Source organism: Flavobacterium hydatis, from assembly GCF_000737695.1.
Lineage (GTDB): Bacteria > Bacteroidota > Bacteroidia > Flavobacteriales > Flavobacteriaceae > Flavobacterium > Flavobacterium hydatis.
Genome location: NZ_JPRM01000019.1, coordinates 30212 through 50525 on the forward strand (window position 1 = coordinate 30212; position 20314 = coordinate 50525).

Annotated in this window: 22 protein-coding genes; 7 read left to right on the forward strand and 15 right to left on the reverse strand. The window is 33.6% G+C overall.

Going from position 1 to position 20314, the window contains the following annotated elements; all coding sequences use genetic code 11:
• The first annotated feature begins 195 nt into the window (after nt 1-195).
• The gene (locus IW20_RS12985) at nt 196-1740 is read left to right on the forward strand and encodes an arylsulfatase (protein ID WP_081912483.1); all 1545 of its coding nucleotides are present in this window, start codon (nt 196-198) and stop codon (nt 1738-1740) included.
• Nucleotides 1741-1826: 86 nt separating this feature from the next.
• Here IW20_RS12985 and IW20_RS12990 read toward each other — a convergent pair whose 3' ends face one another.
• Genes IW20_RS12990 through IW20_RS13000 form a run of 3 tightly spaced genes read right to left on the reverse strand, consistent with a single transcriptional unit; the run spans nt 1827 to nt 3994 of the window.
• Nucleotides 1827-2678 (reverse strand): sulfurtransferase, encoded by an 852-nt coding sequence (locus tag IW20_RS12990; protein ID WP_035622970.1) that lies wholly within the window; start codon nt 2676-2678, stop codon nt 1827-1829.
• Nucleotides 2679-2710: 32 nt separating this feature from the next.
• Nucleotides 2711-3571, reverse strand: a complete 861-nt coding sequence (locus IW20_RS12995) for a ThuA domain-containing protein (RefSeq protein ID WP_081912484.1) — start codon at nt 3569-3571, stop codon at nt 2711-2713.
• 33 nt (nt 3572-3604) lie between these two features.
• A complete protein-coding gene (locus tag IW20_RS13000; protein ID WP_035622973.1) occupies nt 3605-3994 on the reverse strand; it encodes a DUF1398 domain-containing protein in 390 nt (129 codons plus the stop codon).
• Between the two features lie 322 nt (nt 3995-4316).
• On the opposite strand from IW20_RS13000, the gene IW20_RS13005 reads away from it, so the two are divergent.
• The gene (locus tag IW20_RS13005) at nt 4317-5009 is read left to right on the forward strand and encodes a hypothetical protein (protein WP_035622976.1); all 693 of its coding nucleotides are present in this window, start codon (nt 4317-4319) and stop codon (nt 5007-5009) included.
• Between the two features lie 3 nt (nt 5010-5012).
• On the opposite strand, the gene IW20_RS13010 is transcribed toward IW20_RS13005, so the two are convergent.
• From IW20_RS13010 to IW20_RS13065, 12 genes are all read right to left on the reverse strand, one after another.
• Complete coding sequence (locus IW20_RS13010; RefSeq protein ID WP_035622978.1) at nt 5013-5855, reverse strand: mechanosensitive ion channel family protein; 843 nt, start codon at nt 5853-5855, stop codon at nt 5013-5015.
• 102 nt (nt 5856-5957) lie between these two features.
• Complete coding sequence (locus tag IW20_RS13015; RefSeq protein WP_035622980.1) at nt 5958-6551, reverse strand: GNAT family N-acetyltransferase; 594 nt, start codon at nt 6549-6551, stop codon at nt 5958-5960.
• Between the two features lie 165 nt (nt 6552-6716).
• The gene (locus IW20_RS13020; protein WP_035622981.1) at nt 6717-7166 is read right to left on the reverse strand and encodes a nuclear transport factor 2 family protein; all 450 of its coding nucleotides are present in this window, start codon (nt 7164-7166) and stop codon (nt 6717-6719) included.
• Nucleotides 7167-7268: 102 nt separating this feature from the next.
• On the reverse strand, nt 7269-7706 hold the full coding sequence (locus IW20_RS13025; RefSeq protein ID WP_035623073.1) for an acyl-CoA thioesterase: 438 nt from the start codon (nt 7704-7706) through the stop codon (nt 7269-7271).
• A gap of 257 nt (nt 7707-7963) precedes the next feature.
• Nucleotides 7964-8566: a hypothetical protein gene (locus IW20_RS13030; protein ID WP_123869554.1), complete on the reverse strand. Its 603-nt coding sequence runs from the start codon at nt 8564-8566 to the stop codon at nt 7964-7966.
• A 240-nt stretch (nt 8567-8806) separates the two neighbouring features.
• Nucleotides 8807-9601 (reverse strand): hypothetical protein, encoded by a 795-nt coding sequence (locus IW20_RS25360; protein ID WP_051885748.1) that lies wholly within the window; start codon nt 9599-9601, stop codon nt 8807-8809.
• A gap of 62 nt (nt 9602-9663) precedes the next feature.
• Nucleotides 9664-10371, reverse strand: coding sequence for a hypothetical protein (locus IW20_RS13040; RefSeq protein ID WP_035622983.1), 708 nt, complete (start codon nt 10369-10371; stop codon nt 9664-9666).
• A gap of 23 nt (nt 10372-10394) precedes the next feature.
• A complete protein-coding gene (locus IW20_RS13045) occupies nt 10395-10805 on the reverse strand; it encodes a DUF5958 family protein (RefSeq protein ID WP_123869552.1) in 411 nt (136 codons plus the stop codon).
• Nucleotides 10806-10828: 23 nt separating this feature from the next.
• Nucleotides 10829-11470: a hypothetical protein gene (locus tag IW20_RS13050; protein WP_035622987.1), complete on the reverse strand. Its 642-nt coding sequence runs from the start codon at nt 11468-11470 to the stop codon at nt 10829-10831.
• A gap of 128 nt (nt 11471-11598) precedes the next feature.
• On the reverse strand, nt 11599-12858 hold the full coding sequence (locus tag IW20_RS13055) for a Na+/H+ antiporter (protein ID WP_035622989.1): 1260 nt from the start codon (nt 12856-12858) through the stop codon (nt 11599-11601).
• A 37-nt stretch (nt 12859-12895) separates the two neighbouring features.
• Nucleotides 12896-13459 carry a hypothetical protein gene (locus tag IW20_RS13060; protein WP_035622992.1) on the reverse strand — a complete coding sequence of 188 codons (564 nt, stop codon included), beginning with the start codon at nt 13457-13459 and terminating at the stop codon, nt 12896-12898.
• 113 nt (nt 13460-13572) lie between these two features.
• Nucleotides 13573-14310, reverse strand: coding sequence for an ATP-grasp domain-containing protein (locus tag IW20_RS13065; protein WP_035622994.1), 738 nt, complete (start codon nt 14308-14310; stop codon nt 13573-13575).
• 593 nt (nt 14311-14903) lie between these two features.
• Between IW20_RS13065 and dnaK the strand changes: the two genes are divergently transcribed.
• The 5 genes from dnaK (at nt 14904) to IW20_RS13090 (ending at nt 19997) form a co-directional block, all read left to right on the forward strand.
• Nucleotides 14904-16787 carry a molecular chaperone DnaK gene (gene dnaK, locus IW20_RS13070; RefSeq protein WP_035622997.1) on the forward strand — a complete coding sequence of 628 codons (1884 nt, stop codon included), beginning with the start codon at nt 14904-14906 and terminating at the stop codon, nt 16785-16787.
• Nucleotides 16788-16836: 49 nt separating this feature from the next.
• Nucleotides 16837-17547 (forward strand): DNA-binding protein, encoded by a 711-nt coding sequence (locus tag IW20_RS13075; protein WP_240478487.1) that lies wholly within the window; start codon nt 16837-16839, stop codon nt 17545-17547.
• Entirely contained in the window at nt 17544-18800 is a 1257-nt protein-coding gene (locus IW20_RS13080) for a site-specific integrase (protein WP_035623000.1), read from the forward strand. The genes IW20_RS13075 and IW20_RS13080 overlap by 4 nt, the downstream gene beginning before the upstream one ends.
• A complete protein-coding gene (locus tag IW20_RS13085; protein ID WP_035623002.1) occupies nt 18800-19549 on the forward strand; it encodes a hypothetical protein in 750 nt (249 codons plus the stop codon). The genes IW20_RS13080 and IW20_RS13085 overlap by 1 nt, the downstream gene beginning before the upstream one ends.
• A 106-nt stretch (nt 19550-19655) precedes the next feature.
• Nucleotides 19656-19997: a helix-turn-helix domain-containing protein gene (locus tag IW20_RS13090; protein WP_035623006.1), complete on the forward strand. Its 342-nt coding sequence runs from the start codon at nt 19656-19658 to the stop codon at nt 19995-19997.
• The last annotated feature ends 317 nt before the right edge of the window (nt 19998-20314 follow it).

The window sequence follows — 20314 nt, forward strand, 5'->3', positions numbered from 1 at the left end:
TTTTAAATGTCGAAAACATCTTATTTATGTTTCATATTGCAAAATGAAACATAGTCGAATTGTTATTTTTCAAATTTAACATTAGTTGCACCTAATTTTATCAACGTTTTAAGTATCCATAAATTTTGAGACTTAAAATACAACTATCTGCAATGGATATTAGAGTAGTATCCTTGATAATTTAAATTATTTAATATGAAAATTAAGTTTAGTTTGTTAAAACCAACTTCAACTATTTTATTGTTTTTAATAACGTGCTTTCATGTAAATGCTCAGAAAAAACCTAACATCCTTGTTATTTTTGGGGATGATGTGGGAGTAACCAATGTGAGTGCTTACAGCCGTGGATTAATGGGTTTTGAGACACCTAATATTGACAAGATTGGTAATGATGGTGCGGTTTTTATACAGTATTATGCGCAGCAAAGTTGTACTGCGGGTCGTGCAGCATTTATTACAGGACAATCGCCGTACCGTACTGGTTTAACTAAAGTAGGTTTACCAGGATCACCAATAGGTTTGCAAAAGGAAGATCCTACAATAGCCGAGTTCTTAAAACCATTGGGTTATGTATGTGGTCAGTTTGGTAAAAACCACCTTGGAGATCAGGATAAATATTTGCCAACAGCTCATGGTTTTGATGAGTTTTTTGGGAACTTGTATCACTTAAATGCCGAGGAAGAGCCAGAAAATCCAGATTACCCAAAAGGAGCTGAGTTTAAGAAAGCATTTGGACCTCGTGGAGTTTTAAAAGCTACAGCAGGCGGAAAAATTGAAGATACTGGCCCATTAACAAAGAAAAGAATGGAAACTATTGATGAAGAATTTTTGGCTGCAGCCAAAGATTTTATGACAACATCTGTAAAATCAGGAAAGCCTTTCTTTACTTGGTTTAATAGTACTCGTATGCACGTTTTTACTCATTTAAAACCGTCTTCTTTAGGTAAAACAGGTCTTGGTACACAAGCTGACGGAATGGTAGAACATGATGCAATGGTTGGCGAGCTTTTAAAACTTTTAGATGAATTAAAAATTGCTGATAATACAATAGTTATCTGGACTACGGATAATGGAGCTATGAAAAATCAATGGCCAGATGGAGGTTCGTCTCCTTTCCGTTCAGAAAAAGATACAAACTGGGAGGGTGCTTATCGTGCTCCAGCAGTTGTTCGTTGGCCTGGAGTTATTAAACCTGGTAGTAATTTAACAGGATTGTTTTCGGCAGAGGATTGGTTGCCTACATTAGTTGCAGCTGCTGGAGGTGATGCTAATTTAACTGCAAGTGTACAAAAAGGAGCTCAGGAAGGAAGCAAAAACTTTAAAGTTCATTTAGATGGTTATAACCAATTGCCATATCTAAAAGGTCAGAGCGGAACAGCTCGTCATGAGTTTATTTACTTTGATGATGATGGTAATTTAGTAGCATATCGTGATGAGCGTTTTAAATATACTTTTCAGGCGCAATATGCAAAAGGAATGGAGATATGGCGTAATCCTATGATGAAATTAAGAGGGCCGTTTATTATTGATTTATTATCAGATCCATTCGAATATTCTGTAGATGGTTCTATTGGGTATGAAAAATGGATGATTGACAGAGCATTTCTTATTTTGCCAGCTGTAGAGAAAGTTTCGAAATATTTAGAAACCTATCGTGCTTTTCCACCACGTCAGGCACCAGCAACTTTTTCTATTGATGACGTAATTGCCAAATTACCTAAACCACAAATGGAACGTTAAAAATTTTCTATTATATTTAAAAAGCCTTGAAAATTAATTATTTTCAAGGCTTTTTGATTTTTAATTAATGAAAATCTAACAATTTGTTAGATGTTGTTTGTAATCATTGGTCGGTTATTTCTAGACCATTCGCTCCAGGAACCTACATAAAGTTTTGGGATTGGTAATCCTGCATAATCCATAGCGAGTAAAGTATGACAAGCAGTTACACCAGAGCCGCAATGTACAATCACGTTTTCGGGTTTTGTATTGGCTAATATATCTAGATATTTGGTTTTTAAAAGGGCAGAGGATAAATATGTACCATCTTGATTTAAATTGCTCGTAAAAGGAATATTTGTAGCACCAGGAATATGTCCTGCAATTAAATCAATAGGTTCGGTCAAACCATCAAAACGGTCTTTATCTCTTACATCGATGATAATAATATCAGGATTATTACTTGCATTATCAACTTCGGTAATATCTGCCTGAGATAATTTCCATTTAGCGATTGGGTATAATCCTGCTTCCGCAAAAGTTTCAATGCCAGTACTTACAGGATAACCTGTCTTTATAGCCGCTTGTAAACCACCATTTACTACCTGAACTTTTTCATGTCCAACTGCTCTTAACATCCACCAGAAACGTGCAGCAGCATTTGAACCATTTTTATCATCATAGATAATCACATGGCTTGATGGTGCTATTCCGAGTTTTGATACTACTTCCGAAAGTTTTGATAATGATGGTAAGGGATGTCTTCCTCCATTTGCGGCATCATCGGGAACAGTCGCTAAATCAAGATTTAAGTCAACATAACGTGCGCCTTGTAAATGGTTTGCTGTATAATTTTCCTTGGCATTGATTCCTGCTCTCGCATCGATAATTATAATATCCGATTTTTGTAATGTTATTAATTCTTCCGGATTTATGATAGGTGATATTTGCTTTGACATTTTTTATTTATGAATTAAAAATTAAAAAAAAATTAAAGTTTTCCTGTATTACTTTTTAACCACATTAGCGTGTTTATGACCAATTGACTTTGTGGTTCGTTTTCGAACGTATACGAAAGTGTTTTATTGGTCTTATTTTCATAATCAATATCATTATGTCCCATATTAAAATAGACCATCTTATATTTTTTATTTGTCCAAACCACGGGATAATAATCGCTATGCCATATCTCGCTTGGTTTTGGTCCAGTTCCAAGAGGAAAACTTGTATCATCTATTGCCAAAAGAATATTGATATCCGGATTATCTCTAAGGTCATTTTGCCATCTGTACCATTCATTTGGTGATGATTTAAATGTTTGAGGCACATCTTTGGTTATAATAAATTTGCTTTCCACTCGTAGTGTTGCCGATGTTGGTTTCCATGTATTACTACCATATTCTCCAGATCCTAAGAATTGATTGTGATACCAATCCCAGTTTTGTGGATATTGAGAATCGTTTAAAGAAAATGCAGCAAAGTGAAACCCAATCCAAGCGCCTCCATTTTCCATATATTTCTTAAAAGCTTCTCGCTGATTGGTTTTTTCGGGGCGTGTATCTAAGAAGATAACGACCTGATATTTTGCCAAAAATTTAGCATTAAGATTATCCCAATTATTGGTCGAATCGTATTCAAAATTATATTTCTCTGCCATTTTAGGAAACCATTTATTGGCTTCATGTACAAAGCTTATATGTGCTTGGTCATTTTTGGCGGTATAAAATGCAATTACTTTAAATTTAGAATTGCTTTTGTTATGCTGAGAGAATCCTGAGAATGTTGTTATGAATAGTAATAACAGGATACTTTTTTGAGCAATCGAATTGATCTTTTTACCAGAAAATTGCATTGGATAGCTTTATGAATTGATGATTTTGTTTAATTAATCAGAAATCTTTTCTATCAATATTTCGTTTCCAGATTTATCATAGTATGTACACGTCATTTCGATAATGTCTACTCTCCATTTAGCAATACCACATTCTCCAGCTTGCTTACAAAATGTCATATAATCAGTTTGCCCGTCTTGGTGTTGTAATAAAAACTCTAGGAAACGTTCTTTATTTACATTTGAAGTTACTTTAATTTCATCGTATTTATCATCAGTGGCAACTCTATAATTGTTTACACCATAATATTCTACAGTACCATCATTTACATTGGTGTCATAACCTTTTACACCCAAAATAATTAAGTCTTGGATATAGTTTGGGAAATCGGCTCCAGTTTTCACTTTCGAGTGTGCTTCTTTAATTTGCTTTATTGTAAACATATTAATTTGTATTGATGTTAAAATTATTTATTGTCTCAAAAATACGATTAATGACAATATGTTTTCTTTTTGCGAAAACAAAATGTGTAATTGAGAAAAAGAAAATTAATGTCTTATGAAATTTTACGTAAAATCTACTTTTGTAATGACTTATAAAAAAAGTAAGTATATGTTTATGTGTTTGATTATTACTGTTTTGTAAGATATATTTTAAAAAATATTGCATTTAGACGAATATTGATGCACTTAAGGGGAGTTCTTTTATTAACAAGAAAAATATATGTAAATTAGATACAGAATGCTATAAGCTAAAACAGGTATTATGAAAATAAATATACTTTTACTCTTATTTGTTATCCCCACATTTGCTCAAGAAGTCAATACATTTGATTTTGCTGTTATAAACTCAACTTTAATATCACCAAACATCGATCTTGATAAAGGACGAAGTGTTGTTGCGGGGAATAATGATGAATATTCGACCTATTTTCAGTATGCTTTTGGAATGCGTTCGGATGATATTATTCTTGGTGCTGGCATTAATAAATCTGAAATCGACCGCACTTATATTGGGTATGTAGGTAAAATATTTGAGAATTTCAGAGCAACAATTGGTGTTGGTTACGTAGAATCACGGAGTGGCTATGATGGAACATTTACTGGTCTTAGCATTTCCTGGCATCCTAAAAACAATACTTTTATTGGTGGAAGTTTAGAGAATTTGCATTCTACAAGTATGGATTATGAAACAGATGAAAGTTTTGATTACTATCAAAAAATGGCTCCAAAAGTATTTGCCAGCTACGAAATTGTTCCTCGTATAATAGTTTTTGGGCAATTGAGCAGTAGGGTGAATGATATTGCTTTAAAATACCAGATTGACCGTTTTTCAGTTGGAGGGTTTTACTCAGGACATGGAGTTGAGGGTATTTTTGGAACTCTCAATATTGGTAGATTTGCTTTTTCTTGCAGTACTACATTTGAAAAAGTAAATTTCGGTCTGAAGTTTCAGTAATAACTAGAGTTCTTTCTTTACCGTAACGACTTGTTGGGGGAACGGAATTTCTATTTTCTCGGCATCAAAACGATTTTTTATACTGTGTAATAAATCACAATAAAGAATAAATCCATCCGTTGCATCTTTGGCCCAAGCCCAAACTTTTAAGTTTACGCTCGAATCTTTAAGCGCTACAACTCTGGCAACAACAAGTGGCGCGTTATTTTTTTTGTTTGCAGCAGTTCGTGTATCTATAAAAAGAGGATGTTTGGCAACTTCATCTTTCATTATCGCCAATGCTTTATCTATATCAGAATCATAACCAATCCCAATTTCGATTATTTTACAGCATTTAGAATCATTCATATTTGTGTTTAGAATAATCTGATTGCTTATTACAGAGTTTGGAATTATAATACGGTTGTTCTCCATGTCTTTTAAAACAACTTGTCTTAAATTAATATCTTCGACTACACCGCTAAAAGTGTTGATTGTAATTTTATCGTTTATTTTAAAGGGTTTAAAAATAACCAAAAATATCCCGCTCATAATATTGCTTAAAGCTTGTTGCGAAGCAAGTCCTGCAATGACCGAAATTACTCCCGCACCTGCAAGCAATGAATGTCCTATGAGTTTAAATTCCGGAATTTGTATTAACGCGAATGCAATTCCTAGAATATAAACTACAGTAATTATTAAATGTTTTAAGAATTTATATCCTGTGCTATCAAAATCATTTACACCTAATCGGTGACGAATAAAGCGCATAAAAAGCTTATCGATTATAGTGGCTAATATGATTGTTATAATCAGTATTATTACTATAGCAACAATTAATCTAAAGTCTTTTAAGAGGTTTATCATTGGTTGATTTTTTTACCATTTAGATATTAAGTTACATTAAGCAACAAAAGCTTAATTTTCTTAATGTCTTAATAGTTAAATTTTTTTAATGGAAACACAAATTTAATTAAATTCAGAGAAATTAGAGGCTTTTAATTCGTTCCAATCTTCTTTTATAATGCTATAATAAACATCGTCTTTACTTTTTCCGTCGGCATCGATATAATTATTTCTAAAAATGCCTTCTTTTTTTGCTCCGAGTTTTTCGATTGCTCTTTGGGATTTTAAATTCTCTAAATCGGCACTAAACTGGATTCGGCGAAAGCCAATATTTTCAAAACCAAAATTCAAAAGTTCGTGTTTACAAGCTTTATTTAATCCAGTTCCCTGAAATTCTGTTCCATACCACGTCCATCCAATTTCACATTTCTGACTTGCAGTATTAAGATATCCATAACGCGTACTTCCTGCAATTTTATTGGTAAGTTTATCAATAATAAGAAAGGGATAACAAATTCCTGCTTCTTTTTGTTTGATGGTATTTGTGATATAATTCTCAAAATCAGTTTCGTCTTTTATATACATTCCCATGTATTTCCAAACTTCGTCATTATAAATGATTTCTTTAAGTTCTGTGTTTCGAATGTTTTCAAAGGGAATAAGAAGGACTCTTTCGTTCTCGAGTGTAATATTGGTTTTTAAAATTGAGGTATTCATTTTTGGTTTAATGGTTTGTCTGGTTAAGTTATTGCTATTCTCGCAAAGGCGCAGAGACACGAAGAAAATGATTTTTAAGAAAAACTGCGTCTTTGCGTCTTTGCGAGAAAATTTAGAAACAAAGCTGAAAATTGCTTTTTTCTTATACAATAATTTGGAATAATTTTATTCTTGATCTTCGAAGTTGTCGTAGTACGTAAAATCTTTTGTTATCAATCCGTTTTCGATTGTAAAGATGGTACAAATAGGTAATTCGAAAGTCGAACCATCTTCGGCAGTTCCGCTAGAGACAAACTCTACAATTACATGTTTTTCTCCTGATGGATATACTTGAACTACTTTGTCCTTTAAATCGGGGAAGATTTGGTTTAACTCACTGTATTTTTTTTCTATTTCGGCACGAGTTTGTTTTACAATTCCGATTCCTAAAGAAGGGTCTTTAAAATCGGCTGTTGGAGTATACATTTCGGACATTTTTTTCCAATCGTGATTGTTGAAATGAGTAAAATACTGTTTGACTAATTCGGTGTTTTTAGAATCCATATTTTGTGGGTTTGGGTTATTACATGATATTAATGATACAATTGTTATAAGCACTACTATTACTTTTTTCATAATTATGTTTTTTAAATTGATACTATTTTACAAAGAACCTTATAATAAATCCACACAAAATATGGAGTTACCTATGCGTATTGATGAGGTATTAACAGAGTTTTAAAGCCCTACGAAGTCTTCACTTTTTGGGAATATACTCAATGCTTCTATAGCTATTGATGGAGTAGGAGAAGCCAGTTTTCTTAGTTTTGTATCCATCCATGCACCATCAACAGTAATGGTTGCACAAAGTTTACCTTCTTCATTAATAAATTCATGCACTATAGACCAACGTGATGCATCCGGTTTCATCTTTGATGTTTTGGTATGGATTGAAATTTTATCAGAAAGTTTTATTTCTTTTCTAAAAACACATTCTTCTCTAAAAAGTACTGGTCCAAAGCTTTGTTCTTGCATTACTTTTAAAGTCAAGCCTAGTTGTTCTAAGATTTCGATACGATGTTGTGCGCCAAAATCATAATAAGCACTATGACGTAAGTGAAAATTAGGGTCTAGATCAGACCAACGGAAAGACAATTCTTTACTAAATGAAACCATTTTAATTCTATTTTTTATAGTTATTTTCGATGTATTGCCAATAATCAATCGATTATTTGAAGAAATACATTTTTTGTGAGCATCGAAAATACGAATAAAATTTTAAAAGTGTTAGTTGCAGTAGTTAAAGTATAATTAGTAGAAAATGATTTTGTGATATTATTTTGAAGAGATTATTGCAACTAATGTTGAATAGTTTTTTGTCACAAACTACACGAATTTCCGTGAATTAATTTAAATTGGAGGGAATTCTGATATTAGTAAAACTCAGTTGTAAATGGGGTAAAATCCTGTAGTTTTGGTAATGGTCGTATTAGAACTTTCTTTTGTTTTTTGGTAGGTTTTTCGTCGCTATCATCGTAACGTTCGGTGGTAGTTACTCGTATTCCGGTTGATAAATTAAAATCGACCATTCCCATTGTTCCCTGTCCATCTGAATATGTTTGTGAAAAACCGATTAATTCAAAGTTATTATTCTGATAGCGAAATTTATGTTCGAAATTACCTCTTGTTAGTTCGTTTTTAATAGTAAGGATTCCTTTTTCGATGGTGATATCATAAAAGGAATTTCCGTTGTAATAACCGTTTCTTCCGTCGGGATATTGTGGATCAATGGCTTTTGTTGTTGAAACGATTAACTTAAAAGTTCCGTTTGGTTGCGCAAAGAATACGTCTAGTTTATAAGGTGCTTTTGAGTTTATAGTATCTTGAGTTACTACAACTAAATCGGCTAAATTATCTTTGTTTAAATCTCCTTTTACTTTTTTGATCTGAACTATAAATTTATCTTTTGAGATGCTTTTTTGAGCCACCAATGTTGATGAAATAAGAATAAAAAGAAGTATTATTATTTTGTTCATGGTGTTTTTGTAGAAAGATTTCATCGTAATTATATGTGGGATATAATTAATTTAAACACATAGAGACATAGGTTTTTATTCTCTAAAAAAGACGTTTCACTTATTAAAATACACAAAACTAACTATGTAAAAGAATGTATTTCTTTATGAATTCTTTTATGCCTAATAACTATGTTTCTATGTGTTAGATAGGTTTTTACGAATTATAATCAACGGATTACTGTAAAATGTTCTATGTTATTATGGTTCGTCGCACTCTGAAGTTACTTTTATAAACAGTTTGGCAAATTCTTTTGCCATAGTACCATCATCATTTATCTTGAATGCTGCCGCATTAGCACAATTCCACCAACCATACGTCATTAATTCTAGTTTAGCATTTAGGACTCTGTCTTTAGAATTATATTTTTCCAGATGCCTTTTCATGAATTCTTGCGGACTACCATTATTCTTTTTTTGCTTTTCAGCCAAATTATTCCAGGTTTTCAGCATTAAAATGGAATCATTAGATGTTAATGCTTTTGTATATTCTGTACAATTTTTAGAGAATCGGTTGTTAAGTAAAACTGAAGGATTGGAATAGGCCTCGATAGCTATTTTTTTTAGTTCGTAGGTATCCTTCAATTCATGTAACTTCTCTGCTTTTAGTTTTTCCCAATACGGTGATGAAACTATTTTTTTGTCATAAGAAGCTTTTATTTCGTTGTATTCTGCTGTTAAATCAGAAAGACTTAGTTTATCGATTTCGTCTTGAGAACTCGGGCTTGAATTGGTGCTTAAATTACCGCCTGAGTGAGTAAACCATAAAGCGTAGGTATTTTTTAATTCTTCTTCGGTGTATTTTTCGGAGTCATATGTTCCTGTATTTGCACATAGCTCAGTGTCCCATTTAAAAATGGCAGTTTTACCGCTTGTGGTACTGTTTTCTGTAGTAGAGGTTGTGGTTTCTTCTTTTTCGTCTGTTTGTTTTTTTTGTTTATCTGAGCAAGATAATAAGAGTATTGTACTTAAGAATACTAATAGGGTTTGTTTCATTGGGTAATAATTAAATATAAAACTTAGCTTTTAATAATTCGAATTTAATACTATTTTTAATATCATTTGTTATTATAGATGTTGAATTTTTCAAACGAAATTTCTCCAAAGTCCTTTACTGTTTTTAGTTTCTCATAATCAACAACTAAGGCTTCGGCATTTTTATCATTGCCGTCATTAAGTTTGTAGTTTACGAGATGGTCTTTGTATAGGAACCAATTATTTTTGGCTTTGTTATATTTAAATGTAGTAATATGTTCCCAATGATGTCCTCCTGAAACGCCGTGTTCTATAGAGAAATAACCATTTTTTATTGTTATTCCTGTAAACGGATCTCCAAAAAGTCCGCCGCAATCTATACAATATACAGCATCATTATTTTGATACGCCAGTTTGTAAGTGCCGTCTTTTTGTCCTAACAGGATAAGTAGTGGTCTTTTATCAGGTTTGTTTTCGGCAAAGTTAGATGTTGATGCTTCGCTGCTTTTGCGAAGAACCAAAATAGCATCAGTATATTCATCAAGATTAAGGTTTCCTGACTCGATGCTTATAACGCTATATCCTTTTGGAACAAACGCTTTTAAGTCTTGGTCTAAACTATCAATGGAGTCATTAAAGGTTTGATGTTTCTCTATCGAATCGGTTTTAATTTCTTCTTTTTGAATAGAGTCGGTTTTAGACTCTAATTTATCGATTGCTTTTTCTTTTGTAGTATGATTGCAAGAAAAAAGTATTAATGATGCTAGTAGGAGGAATGCAGTATTTTTCATTGGTTTTATCAATGTTTTTAATTCTAAGAAAAGTTTAAGAGACTGTCTAAATTATGCCAGTCATGATAACAGTTACCTTGACAATATGTATTTCTTCTTTCGGTGTCCGAGATTTTAAATATCGAAATTAATGTAATAAAGGTCTTTTTTATTTCATAATCAGGGAGTAACTCAATCTTATCCAAAGCAACTTTTAGGTTCTTATGTGTTTTTAAAAGAACAATAGCTGTTGCCGTTGGTTTTAAAGGTATTAATTGAATTGCCTTATTGAATGTTTCTTCGTTAGGATGAGATTGTATTAGACACTGGCTTGTCCATCTAATAATTTTTCTTTGAATTTGAGTATCAAAATCATTAAACCAATCCAAAATTTGCTCAAGATTGATTCTTTCTTGAGCAAACTTATTAATCATTATGTCTTTTACTGTAAGCAAACTTATTTTTTTAAGAATATGTTCTATTTTTTCTTGATTTCTTGGGCTATTTTAAGGATATCCCACCATTTTTTCTCGGAACTTGGTTTTGGATTGTCTAAAATCGTTTCTCCGTTAAAGTTCAAAATGTATTCATTAGATTCAAAGTCGAATAAATGAATTTGATTATTTTCTATCTTAAATTCTGTTTTTCCTTCTGGGTTTACCCAAATATTTCTTCCTCCAAAACTCCATATTGTCTCTCCACTTTTGGTTATTCTTTTAATATCGAGTTCTCCGTGGATAATAAAATCTTCTTCGACTTTATGAATGGAAAAATTGGTTATAAAATCTATTTCTTTTCGCCATATTAAATTTAGGCTTGGTATTTCTAGGCAATATACTTTATTGGTAACGCAAATCCAGATTTTATCATCTTCGATTATAAATGATTTTTCGGTTATTGCAGTTGTACCGCCGCTTTCGCAAATTATGGCACTTGCAATTGTATTACCTGATTCTTTGATAATAATTCCGCATTTGCTGGTTGGGTAAAATTTATCTTCGCTACTTTTTCCCTGAAAGAAAACTTTATCGTAAACTTTTAAATTATCAGCCGAGTTTATCGTGTAATTGATGTCGTTTATGACTTCAATTTGATAATTATTATAGTTAAGTTTTACCATTTATTATTTTATTGCTAAGGTAGTTTATTACTGTTTTAAATGCTTAATATAAATGAATTAAAATATATGGGCTGTAATAAAAAATCTATCGATTCATATAAAATAGTAAGATTATCTCTTAGAAATGATTATTCTCCTTTTAAGTTTACTTTTTTAACTATCCACGGTAATGTAAGTCCTTGCCCAATAAGGGTTAATAATACTACGGCTACTGATATAAATATTATGGCGCTTCGCTCAGGAAACGGACTTCCGTCTTCGAGGGTTTTGGGTAATCCCATTGCGATGGCTAGCGAAACGATGCCGCGCATTCCTGACCAACTTATAATAAAGCTATTCTTAGAATCGAGTAGGGCTTGTTCGCTAACTTTTCTTCTTTTTTTGCCGTTGTTCTGAAATGCTTTCTGCAGGTTTATTTTTTGCAGAAATATCCTTGTCATTCGTATCAATAATGCTACGATTGTTATGATTACGGCATAACCTATGTAGGGTAATATAAGTCCATTATCGATGTTTTTTAGAATATACGGAAAGTTGAGTCCGATTAGGATAAAGATTAATCCGTTTAGGAGGAAAATTATAATATCCCATAATCCTTTGGATTGGTTTTTTAGACTTTCGGGGAAGATTTTGTTGCTAAAACGTGCTATTGCAAGTCCTAATATTACTACGGCGATAACTCCTGAAACATGCAGGTGCTCGGCAATCAGATAGGTAACAAAGGGCATTAATAGCATGAAGCTTATAGTGACTATTGGGTTTTTATGTACTCGCTTGAGTACAAATGCCAGTATTTTTCCCATCGTAAAACCTACTAGAAATCCGCCACCTAATAATAGTATAAATTGTAATGTTGCTTCCCATATTATAAATGAATATCCTAATGCTGCTGCAACCGCAAAGCGATAAGCTACTAAAGCCGAAGCATCGTTGATAAGGCTTTCGCCCTCAAGAATTGTTATGGTTTTGTGTGATAGTCCTAACCCTTTGGTAATACTCATGGCAGCAACTGCATCGGTTGCAGAGAGTATAGAGCCTAGTACAAATGCTAGTGGCCATGTCATTCCTGGTATCATATAACGGGCTACTACGGCTATCCAAAACGTGGTAAGAAATACTAAGGGTATTGCGAGCGTACCTATTGTATGAAGATTGGTCTTAAAATCTTTTGGTGATATATTAAATGAGGCATCGTATAATAATGGTGGCAGGAAGAGTAGGAAAATGATCTCGGGATTAATTTCTATCTCAGGAATTCCGGGAATGAATCCTATGGCTATGCCCACAATAACTAATAAAATAGGATAGGGGAGTTTTATTTGCTCGGCAAGAACAGAAAGCCCTATTACTATTGCTAGTATAATTATGATGATGCTGTAGTTTTCCATTTTTGTTTTTACTAAATGATATTATAGTTAATTTTTATTAGTCGAAGTCATACCATCTTGGGAGATCTTCATTTTCTGAAAGGTCATTTGTTGGGAATATTTTACTAAGGCGATAAATCATTTCTACTTTGATAATAGGATCTTCTGAATTTTCGGCTAAATCTTTTATTACATCAATAGCTTCTTTAGTTCCTATGCATCTTAGAGCGTGTCCGCACTGATTAATAAATTGCCCTGTTCCAGTGCAATAAGCTTCCAGGGAATCATACTTTTGTTGCATTGCAATTTTAATTACAGGGACGCTGGATGGATGTTCTCTTCTTTGCAGATCGTGAATAATATCATTGTATTCTGAATGCCAAGGCTCTAATAGTAATTTGTGAAATAAGTCGATGTGTTCATCATTTTCTTCCAAAATCCAAAGCAACCAAATACAAAAATTAACATCTTTGCTATTTTTTGAAGCTATTATATTTTCTACTATTTTTCGTCCCTCATGATATTGAGATTCTTTAGGAAAAGGAAGTTTTTTAATTAGTTCTTCCCTTGTGATCCTTCTCATTTGATAATCTCCAATATCGTTTTTTAGTTTTTCTATCATTTGTTTAATTGTGAAACGTCAATTTAAGATTTGGTGTTTTTATTTTATGTTAAATTTTAGTTTCATTTTTTTATGGGTTAATATTTCTAATCTATTTGTAGGTATTCGTATTTCTAAAAGCGAGCATAATCTTTTGTTTTTGTCAATTCTGACCATCTTGCAGACAAAAACTTAGCATAATTTGTTGCACTTATTCCGTAAGTACCTAACGAATGCCCATCGTTTATTTCTACTAATTTCATAGTGTCATTTTCATCTATACCAAAGTCTAAGGCGTATGAGGCTGGAGAACTTTTAAAATCTTTTACTGCATTTTTAATTATAGATAAGTCAAGTTTAGAATCCCAAGCACCTTTGTACTGCCTGATGTCTAAAATTTCGCCATATCTTATAAAACATCTCCATTCGGTTTTAAAATTCACTATTTCTGAACACCAAATTTGCGTTGGATCGTCATGGTCAACAATTCCGATGAAGTCTTTATAATCCTTAACGACTTTTCCTGCGAATTTTTTTGTGTCGTTTTTAGGTTTTATAAAAATATTCCAATTTTGTTCATCTTTAAATATTTCTTCAATTGTAGAAACCCAAACCTTTCGGCCTAAATATTTTTCTAATTCTTTAGGATAGTCTATTTCATTTGAAGGTCGCTGTATTCCAAATTTTTCCAATTGTTTTCTCACGTTTCCAATACCACCTACAACTAAGTTTTCTGGATTGTTGTCTGTGATGTCGTCTATTGTAAAGTATTTTTCTGTTTCCCAACCTAAAGTTTGAAAGCCTTCGTTTGCAACATAGGCGTTTACGTTGTAATAGTTTCCGGATTTGTCTGTTTGGATGTAAGCTTTCATTGAATGTTCTTATGGGTTAATATCTTGGAAAATATTTTTAATCTAGAATTTAATAATGGTGCTAATCTAGTTATTTCCTTAAAATTATTTGGAATCCTGTGGAGTTTTATATCATTAGTTGATGCTATTTTTTTTGAGAATTAAAGTTAAGATTAAGTTTCGGATCGGTTATGTTTTTTTTATTGTGACCTTGAGGTTGCTGTATTTTGGATATTTATGTTTAAATTTATGTTTTTAATAACTTTTTGAAATATAGTATCTTATATAAGATTTGTAATTTTATGTTTTCAGAAGGTATAAAAATAAAGTAACGTAATGGTTGCTGTAGCCCTGATGGGAACGGCATCCTTTTTCTGGCTTCTTTAGACAGAAAAAGATATAGTGTACAGCAGGAATAGCTCCTTATGATGACATTGTATATTGGGTTATGACGTAAATGTCAGTAGGAAAAAATGTCATGTTGTCATATAATATTTGGTATGCCAGTATGGAAAACTGACAATTTATATGGTTTTTTTGTATTGGCACAAAGATTGACTTATGCACCATGAGTTGTTAAAATAAGTATACATCAAAATTAAATATATAAAAAAATGGGTAAAATAATCGGAATTGATTTAGGGACTACGAACTCTTGTGTTTCTGTAATGGAAGGTAACGAAGCAGTTGTTATTCCTAACGCAGAAGGAAAAAGAACAACGCCATCTATCATCGCTTTTGTTGAAGGTGGAGAAATTAAAGTGGGTGATCCTGCAAAAAGACAAGCGGTAACGAATCCTACAAAAACGATTGCTTCTATTAAACGTTTTATGGGACACACTTTTGCTGAGACTACAAACGAAGCAAAAAGAGTATCTTACAAAGTAGTAAAAGGTGACAACAATACTCCACGTGTGGATATTGATGGTCGTTTATATACTGCTCAAGAATTGTCTGCAATGACTCTTCAAAAAATGAAAAAAACTGCTGAAGACTATTTAGGTCAAACTGTAACTGAAGCAGTTATTACTGTTCCTGCTTACTTTAATGATGCGCAACGTCAAGCTACAAAAGAAGCTGGAGAAATTGCTGGTCTTAAAGTTATGCGTATAATCAATGAGCCAACTGCTGCTGCACTTGCTTACGGATTAGACAAAAAAGGAACTGATCAAAAAATTGCTGTTTACGATTTAGGTGGAGGTACTTTTGATATCTCTGTTCTTGAATTAGGAGACGGTGTATTTGAAGTATTATCTACAAACGGTGATACTCACTTAGGTGGAGATGATTTTGACCACGAAATTATTGACTGGTTAGCTGACGAATTTAAAGCTGAAGAAGGTATTGACTTACGTCTTGACCCAATGTCATTACAGCGTTTGAAAGAAGCTGCTGAGAAAGCAAAAATTGAATTGTCTTCTTCTTCAGAAACTGAAATCAACTTGCCATACGTAACTGCTACGGCTTCTGGACCAAAACACTTAGTGAAAAAATTATCTAGAGCTCAGTTCGAAAAATTAACTGATTCTTTAGTAAAACGTTCTATGGAGCCAGTTGCTAAAGCATTAAAAGATGCAGGTTTAACTACATCTGATATCGACGAAGTTATTCTTGTAGGAGGTTCTACTCGTATGCCAAGAATCGCTGACGAAGTTGAAAAATTCTTTGGTAAAAAAGCATCTAAAGGTGTTAACCCTGATGAGGTTGTTGCTATTGGAGCAGCTATTCAAGGTGGAGTTTTATCTGGAGATGTAAAAGATGTATTGTTACTAGACGTTACACCTTTATCTTTAGGTATCGAAACTATGGGTGGTGTATTGACTAAATTAATTGAGTCTAATACTACTATTCCAACTAAAAAATCTCAAGTATTCTCTACTGCTGCTGATTCTCAACCATCTGTTGAAATTCACGTATTGCAAGGAGAAAGAGCGATGGCTGCTGATAACAAAACTATCGGTCGTTTCCACTTAGATGGTATTCCACCAGCACCAAGAGGAGTTCCTCAAATCGAGGTTACTTTTGATATCGATGCTAATGGTATCATCAAAGTTTCTGCAACTGATAAAGGAACTGGAAAATCTCACGATATCCGTATCGAAGCTTCTTCTGGTTTAACAGCTGAAGAAATCGAAAAAATGAAAAAAGATGCTGAAGCTAACGCTGATGCTGATAAAATAGCAAAAGAAAGAGCTGAGAAATTAAACGAAGCTGACAGCATGATTTTCCAAACTGAAACTCAATTAAAAGAGTTAGGAAGCAAATTAGCTGACGATCATAAAGTTGCTGTTGAGTACGCTTTAACTGAATTGAGAATGGCTCACCAATCTCAAGACATTCCAGCTATTCAAACTGCTCTTGACAACATTAATGCAGCTTGGAAAACAGCTACAGAAGCAATGTATGCTCAAGGAGAACAAGGTCAACAAGCTGCTCCACAACAAGAGCAAGCTCAAGGAGACAATGTTGAAGATGTTGAATTCGAAGAAGTCAAATAAGGGCTGATTAATATCGGTTAATAATAAGTGTTAAACCGTTGTAAACGAGATGTTTACGGCGGTTTTTCTTTTTTATGCATTTTTGTTTCTGCTGTTTTTTAATCGTTTTTTATCATATATTTGTACCGTATTTGTACCGGCACTTAAAAGGCGACAAAGTGTCCCTTATGTCTACTTATGGTACCTTAAAGAGGCGACAAAGGTGATGAAAAGAATAAATAAACAATGTCTTAACTGTGGGGAAGAATTTCTGCCTAAAACCGTAGCTTCTGTTTACTGCTCACATATATGCAGTAAAAAAGCATACAAAGAGAAGATAAAACAGCTTAAAATTGAAGGCGAGGTCAAAGCTCTTATAGATAAAATACCGGAAAACAGGGCATTTATTTCTGTTCCTGAAGCTGGCATGCTTTTTGGCATTGCCAAAAAGACTCTTTACCGGCTTGTCGGCCAGGGGAAAATTCAATCGGTTAATCTTGGAACCCGCCTTGTAAGGATAGACCGCAGCGTCATGGAAGAGATGTTTGGCCCTGCCCGCAGCCTGCCGCAGCCAGAAAGCGCACCCAAGAAAAAATTATACAGCCTTGAAAAAGAAGACTGCTATTCCATTGGCGAAATAGCTCAGAGATTTCAAATATCTGAAGGTTCTGTCTACAGCCATATCAGGAAATATTCCATCCCGACCAGACAGATTGGAAAGTACGTATATGCGCCAAAAATGGAAATTGATAATTTGTATAACGGAAATGATTTTATATGAAACAATTAGCAAAAACCAAGGTGACTGTACGTCTTCGTAAGGCAGAAGACCGAAAAGAATGGTATGTTTACCTAGAAAGCTATCCTGTAGAGGTTTCCGGAAAGAAAACGCCTCAGAGAATCCGTGAATATTTAAACAGATCCATAACAACAGTGGAATGGGACAAGAAAAGAACTGCCCGTACAGATACAGAAGGTATAAAATCCTACAAACCCAGACGCAGCGATAACGGAATAATAATCTGCAGAAGCGAAAGTGACCGTGAGATAATGCTTTATGCTGACGGAGTGCGTAAAATCCGGCAGAAAGAATATGATAATATAGATCTGTACAGTGATGCTGATAACCTATTGGCTGAACAGAAAGAAAAAGCAAAAGAGGATTTTATTAAATACATTGCTGCTGTGGCGGCTAAAAGACACGCCCGAGGTTCAAAATCCATTCAGATCAATTGGGAGAGGACCAAAGAGTTTTTAAAAAGCTATTCCAAAGGCAGCCTGATGTTTTCTCAGATTGACACCAGAATGGCGGAAGATTTTAAACTGTTTCTGCTGGCTGCGCCGCTCGGAGGAGGCAAAAAAGGAATCATTTCCCGCAACACTGCGGGAACGTATTTTTCCATATTTAAAGCGGCTCTGAAACAGGCCTTTGTCGATGGATATTTAACCGTTGATTTATCTTCGAAAATAAAAGGCATACCTGAGCAGGAGTCAAGACGGGAATATCTTACCATTGAAGAATTAAATGCACTGGCTGAAACGTCCTGCGAAAAAGACGTCCTTAAAAGAGCTGCGCTTTTCTCAGCGCTTACAGGTCTTAGGCATTCCGACATTCAGAAGCTCCGATGGAAAGAAATAAGTCTGGAAGACGGCAGGGCCAAACTGCATTTCACGCAGAAAAAGACAAAGGGTGTTGAATACATGCCTATTTCCCAGCAGGCTTTACAGCTCTGTGGAGAACAGAGGCTTCCCGAGCAGCTTGTATTTGAGGGTCTGCCGGATTCGTCGTGGATTTCACGCCCTCTGAAAAAATGGGTCGAATCGGCAGGCATTAAAAAAAACATTACCTTCCACTGCTTCCGCCATACATTTGCAACACTGCAACTATCGAGCGGTACAGACATTTATACGGTCAGCAAAATGCTGGGGCATACCAACGTAAAAACTACTGAAATCTACGCCAAAGTAGTAGATGAGAAAAAAAACAGAGCTTCGCAGGTAATACAATTGGAATCTTTAAAAAACAAGCCGTAATGAAAACAAAATACTTTGAATATATCGCAGTGTACCTGTCTGTTTTTTTAGTCTGTATTTTTATAGGTGCAATCGCAAGATTTGTGCTGATAGAAATGGGTGCTGATGAATATACGGCCGGCGTTTTTTTCTGGATCAGCACGGGATTTGGAATTTTAATGTTTGCAATTCTAAGTTTATTTCTTAACGATTTGGCTGAGAGATTACTGAATCGTTTTTTGAAGGCAAAAAAAAATGAGTCGCCTGAAAACCGGATTCCAAGTGAAGACCTTGAAAAAATAGAAGAGGAGCAGCAGGATGTTTTAATTAAGCCCGAATTGTCTGAAAATAAAAATTCAGCCAGAGATATTCAACAGATAAGGGAGCAGCAGCAAAATGCAATCAAAAATCAAAAACAAGCCAGAATTGATATAGCCATCCGTTATGCACAGCAAGAGTTTGTGATGTATACGTCGGACGATGATTTAAAACAATTGGGTAAGAATATAATCATATATGTTGAAGGCATAAATTTCGAAAAGATTAAACCGGTAAAAGTAAAGGATTTGTCTAATCTCGATTTGTATCATTTTGGTTGGAATATCTGGAATTGCTTTAAAGTCAGCAGGCAGGACAGAACTGCACAATTTTTAAAGCTAACTTTTGCTGACGCTTTAAAAGATGTTGAAGAGAACAGTATTAAAACGCATCTTAAAGATGATGAACAGAAAGGTCTTATAAGGATTATGGAAGATTTTACAGATTTTTAAATGCCAATGGTATAAAGCACTGTGTTTGTCAAGTGTTTTTGCTGTGAAGAAAGACACAGCAAAAACACTTTTTTCATTTGCACCATAACTATTAAAAACAATTGGTATGGATGTAAATGAAATCTCTTTTGAGAACCTGCCCAAAGCAGTAGCACACTTAGTGAAAGAAATTGCCGAGATTAAACTTATGATTCAGAATGTGCAGGTATATGAATCTAAAGACAAAAGTATTCCTATTGGTGTCGAACAAGCAAGCCGGCTCATAGGAAAAGCAAAGCCTACAATTTACGCTCTTGTAAGGCAGAGAAAAATTCCGTGCTATAAATATGGTAAAAAGCTGTATTTTTTTGAAGAAGAACTTTTAGAATGGATTTCTAAAGGTAAAAAGAGAACAATACAGGAAATCGAATCAGAAGTATCCAAATATAATCATAATCGAAATAAATAGATGGTTAATAGTCAGCAGGAATACTTATATTACTCCATTAGATCATCAAAAGCATTTAATACAAAGCGATATGTTATCTACGGATAAAAATTTAATGATGTTAATTTGTTTTGAGTCAGGTATTTATGTTTTTTTTAAACAAAGAGGTCTCAAATTAGGTATCTAATTTTAAGTTGTTATTTTGTTTGGAATGCAATGGTATACCTGTTGATTCTCATTATTTTTTATATCTGTTTTGCAGTTTCCATTGTTTTATCTCCCAATGCTGTAGCGATCGTCATTTTTCTGGAATGTTCAATATAGATACTTACCTATTT

Bases quoted from the DNA above. Each gene is read 5' to 3' on its own strand.
- IW20_RS13085 (WP_035623002.1), top strand. From the start codon at position 18,800: ATGAAAACAAAATACTTTGAATATATCGCAGTGTACCTGTCTGTTTTT.
- IW20_RS13060 (WP_035622992.1), bottom strand. From the start codon at position 13,459: ATGATAGAAAAACTAAAAAACGATATTGGAGATTATCAAATGAGAAGG.
- IW20_RS13030 (WP_123869554.1), bottom strand. From the start codon at position 8,566: ATGAACAAAATAATAATACTTCTTTTTATTCTTATTTCATCAACATTG.
- IW20_RS13025 (WP_035623073.1), bottom strand. From the start codon at position 7,706: ATGGTTTCATTTAGTAAAGAATTGTCTTTCCGTTGGTCTGATCTAGAC.
- IW20_RS13005 (WP_035622976.1), top strand. From the start codon at position 4,317: ATGAAAATAAATATACTTTTACTCTTATTTGTTATCCCCACATTTGCT.
- IW20_RS13000 (WP_035622973.1), bottom strand. From the start codon at position 3,994: ATGTTTACAATAAAGCAAATTAAAGAAGCACACTCGAAAGTGAAAACT.
- IW20_RS12995 (WP_081912484.1), bottom strand. From the start codon at position 3,571: ATGCAATTTTCTGGTAAAAAGATCAATTCGATTGCTCAAAAAAGTATC.
- dnaK (WP_035622997.1), top strand. From the start codon at position 14,904: ATGGGTAAAATAATCGGAATTGATTTAGGGACTACGAACTCTTGTGTT.
- IW20_RS25360 (WP_051885748.1), bottom strand. From the start codon at position 9,601: ATGAAACAAACCCTATTAGTATTCTTAAGTACAATACTCTTATTATCT.
- IW20_RS13075 (WP_240478487.1), top strand. From the start codon at position 16,837: ATGTTTACGGCGGTTTTTCTTTTTTATGCATTTTTGTTTCTGCTGTTT.
- IW20_RS13020 (WP_035622981.1), bottom strand. From the start codon at position 7,166: ATGAAAAAAGTAATAGTAGTGCTTATAACAATTGTATCATTAATATCA.
- IW20_RS13040 (WP_035622983.1), bottom strand. From the start codon at position 10,371: ATGAAAAATACTGCATTCCTCCTACTAGCATCATTAATACTTTTTTCT.
- IW20_RS12990 (WP_035622970.1), bottom strand. From the start codon at position 2,678: ATGTCAAAGCAAATATCACCTATCATAAATCCGGAAGAATTAATAACA.
- IW20_RS13080 (WP_035623000.1), top strand. From the start codon at position 17,544: ATGAAACAATTAGCAAAAACCAAGGTGACTGTACGTCTTCGTAAGGCA.
- IW20_RS13010 (WP_035622978.1), bottom strand. From the start codon at position 5,855: ATGATAAACCTCTTAAAAGACTTTAGATTAATTGTTGCTATAGTAATA.
- IW20_RS13015 (WP_035622980.1), bottom strand. From the start codon at position 6,551: ATGAATACCTCAATTTTAAAAACCAATATTACACTCGAGAACGAAAGA.
- IW20_RS12985 (WP_081912483.1), top strand. From the start codon at position 196: ATGAAAATTAAGTTTAGTTTGTTAAAACCAACTTCAACTATTTTATTG.
- IW20_RS13055 (WP_035622989.1), bottom strand. From the start codon at position 12,858: ATGGAAAACTACAGCATCATCATAATTATACTAGCAATAGTAATAGGG.
- IW20_RS13090 (WP_035623006.1), top strand. From the start codon at position 19,656: ATGGATGTAAATGAAATCTCTTTTGAGAACCTGCCCAAAGCAGTAGCA.
- IW20_RS13065 (WP_035622994.1), bottom strand. From the start codon at position 14,310: ATGAAAGCTTACATCCAAACAGACAAATCCGGAAACTATTACAACGTA.
- IW20_RS13050 (WP_035622987.1), bottom strand. From the start codon at position 11,470: ATGGTAAAACTTAACTATAATAATTATCAAATTGAAGTCATAAACGAC.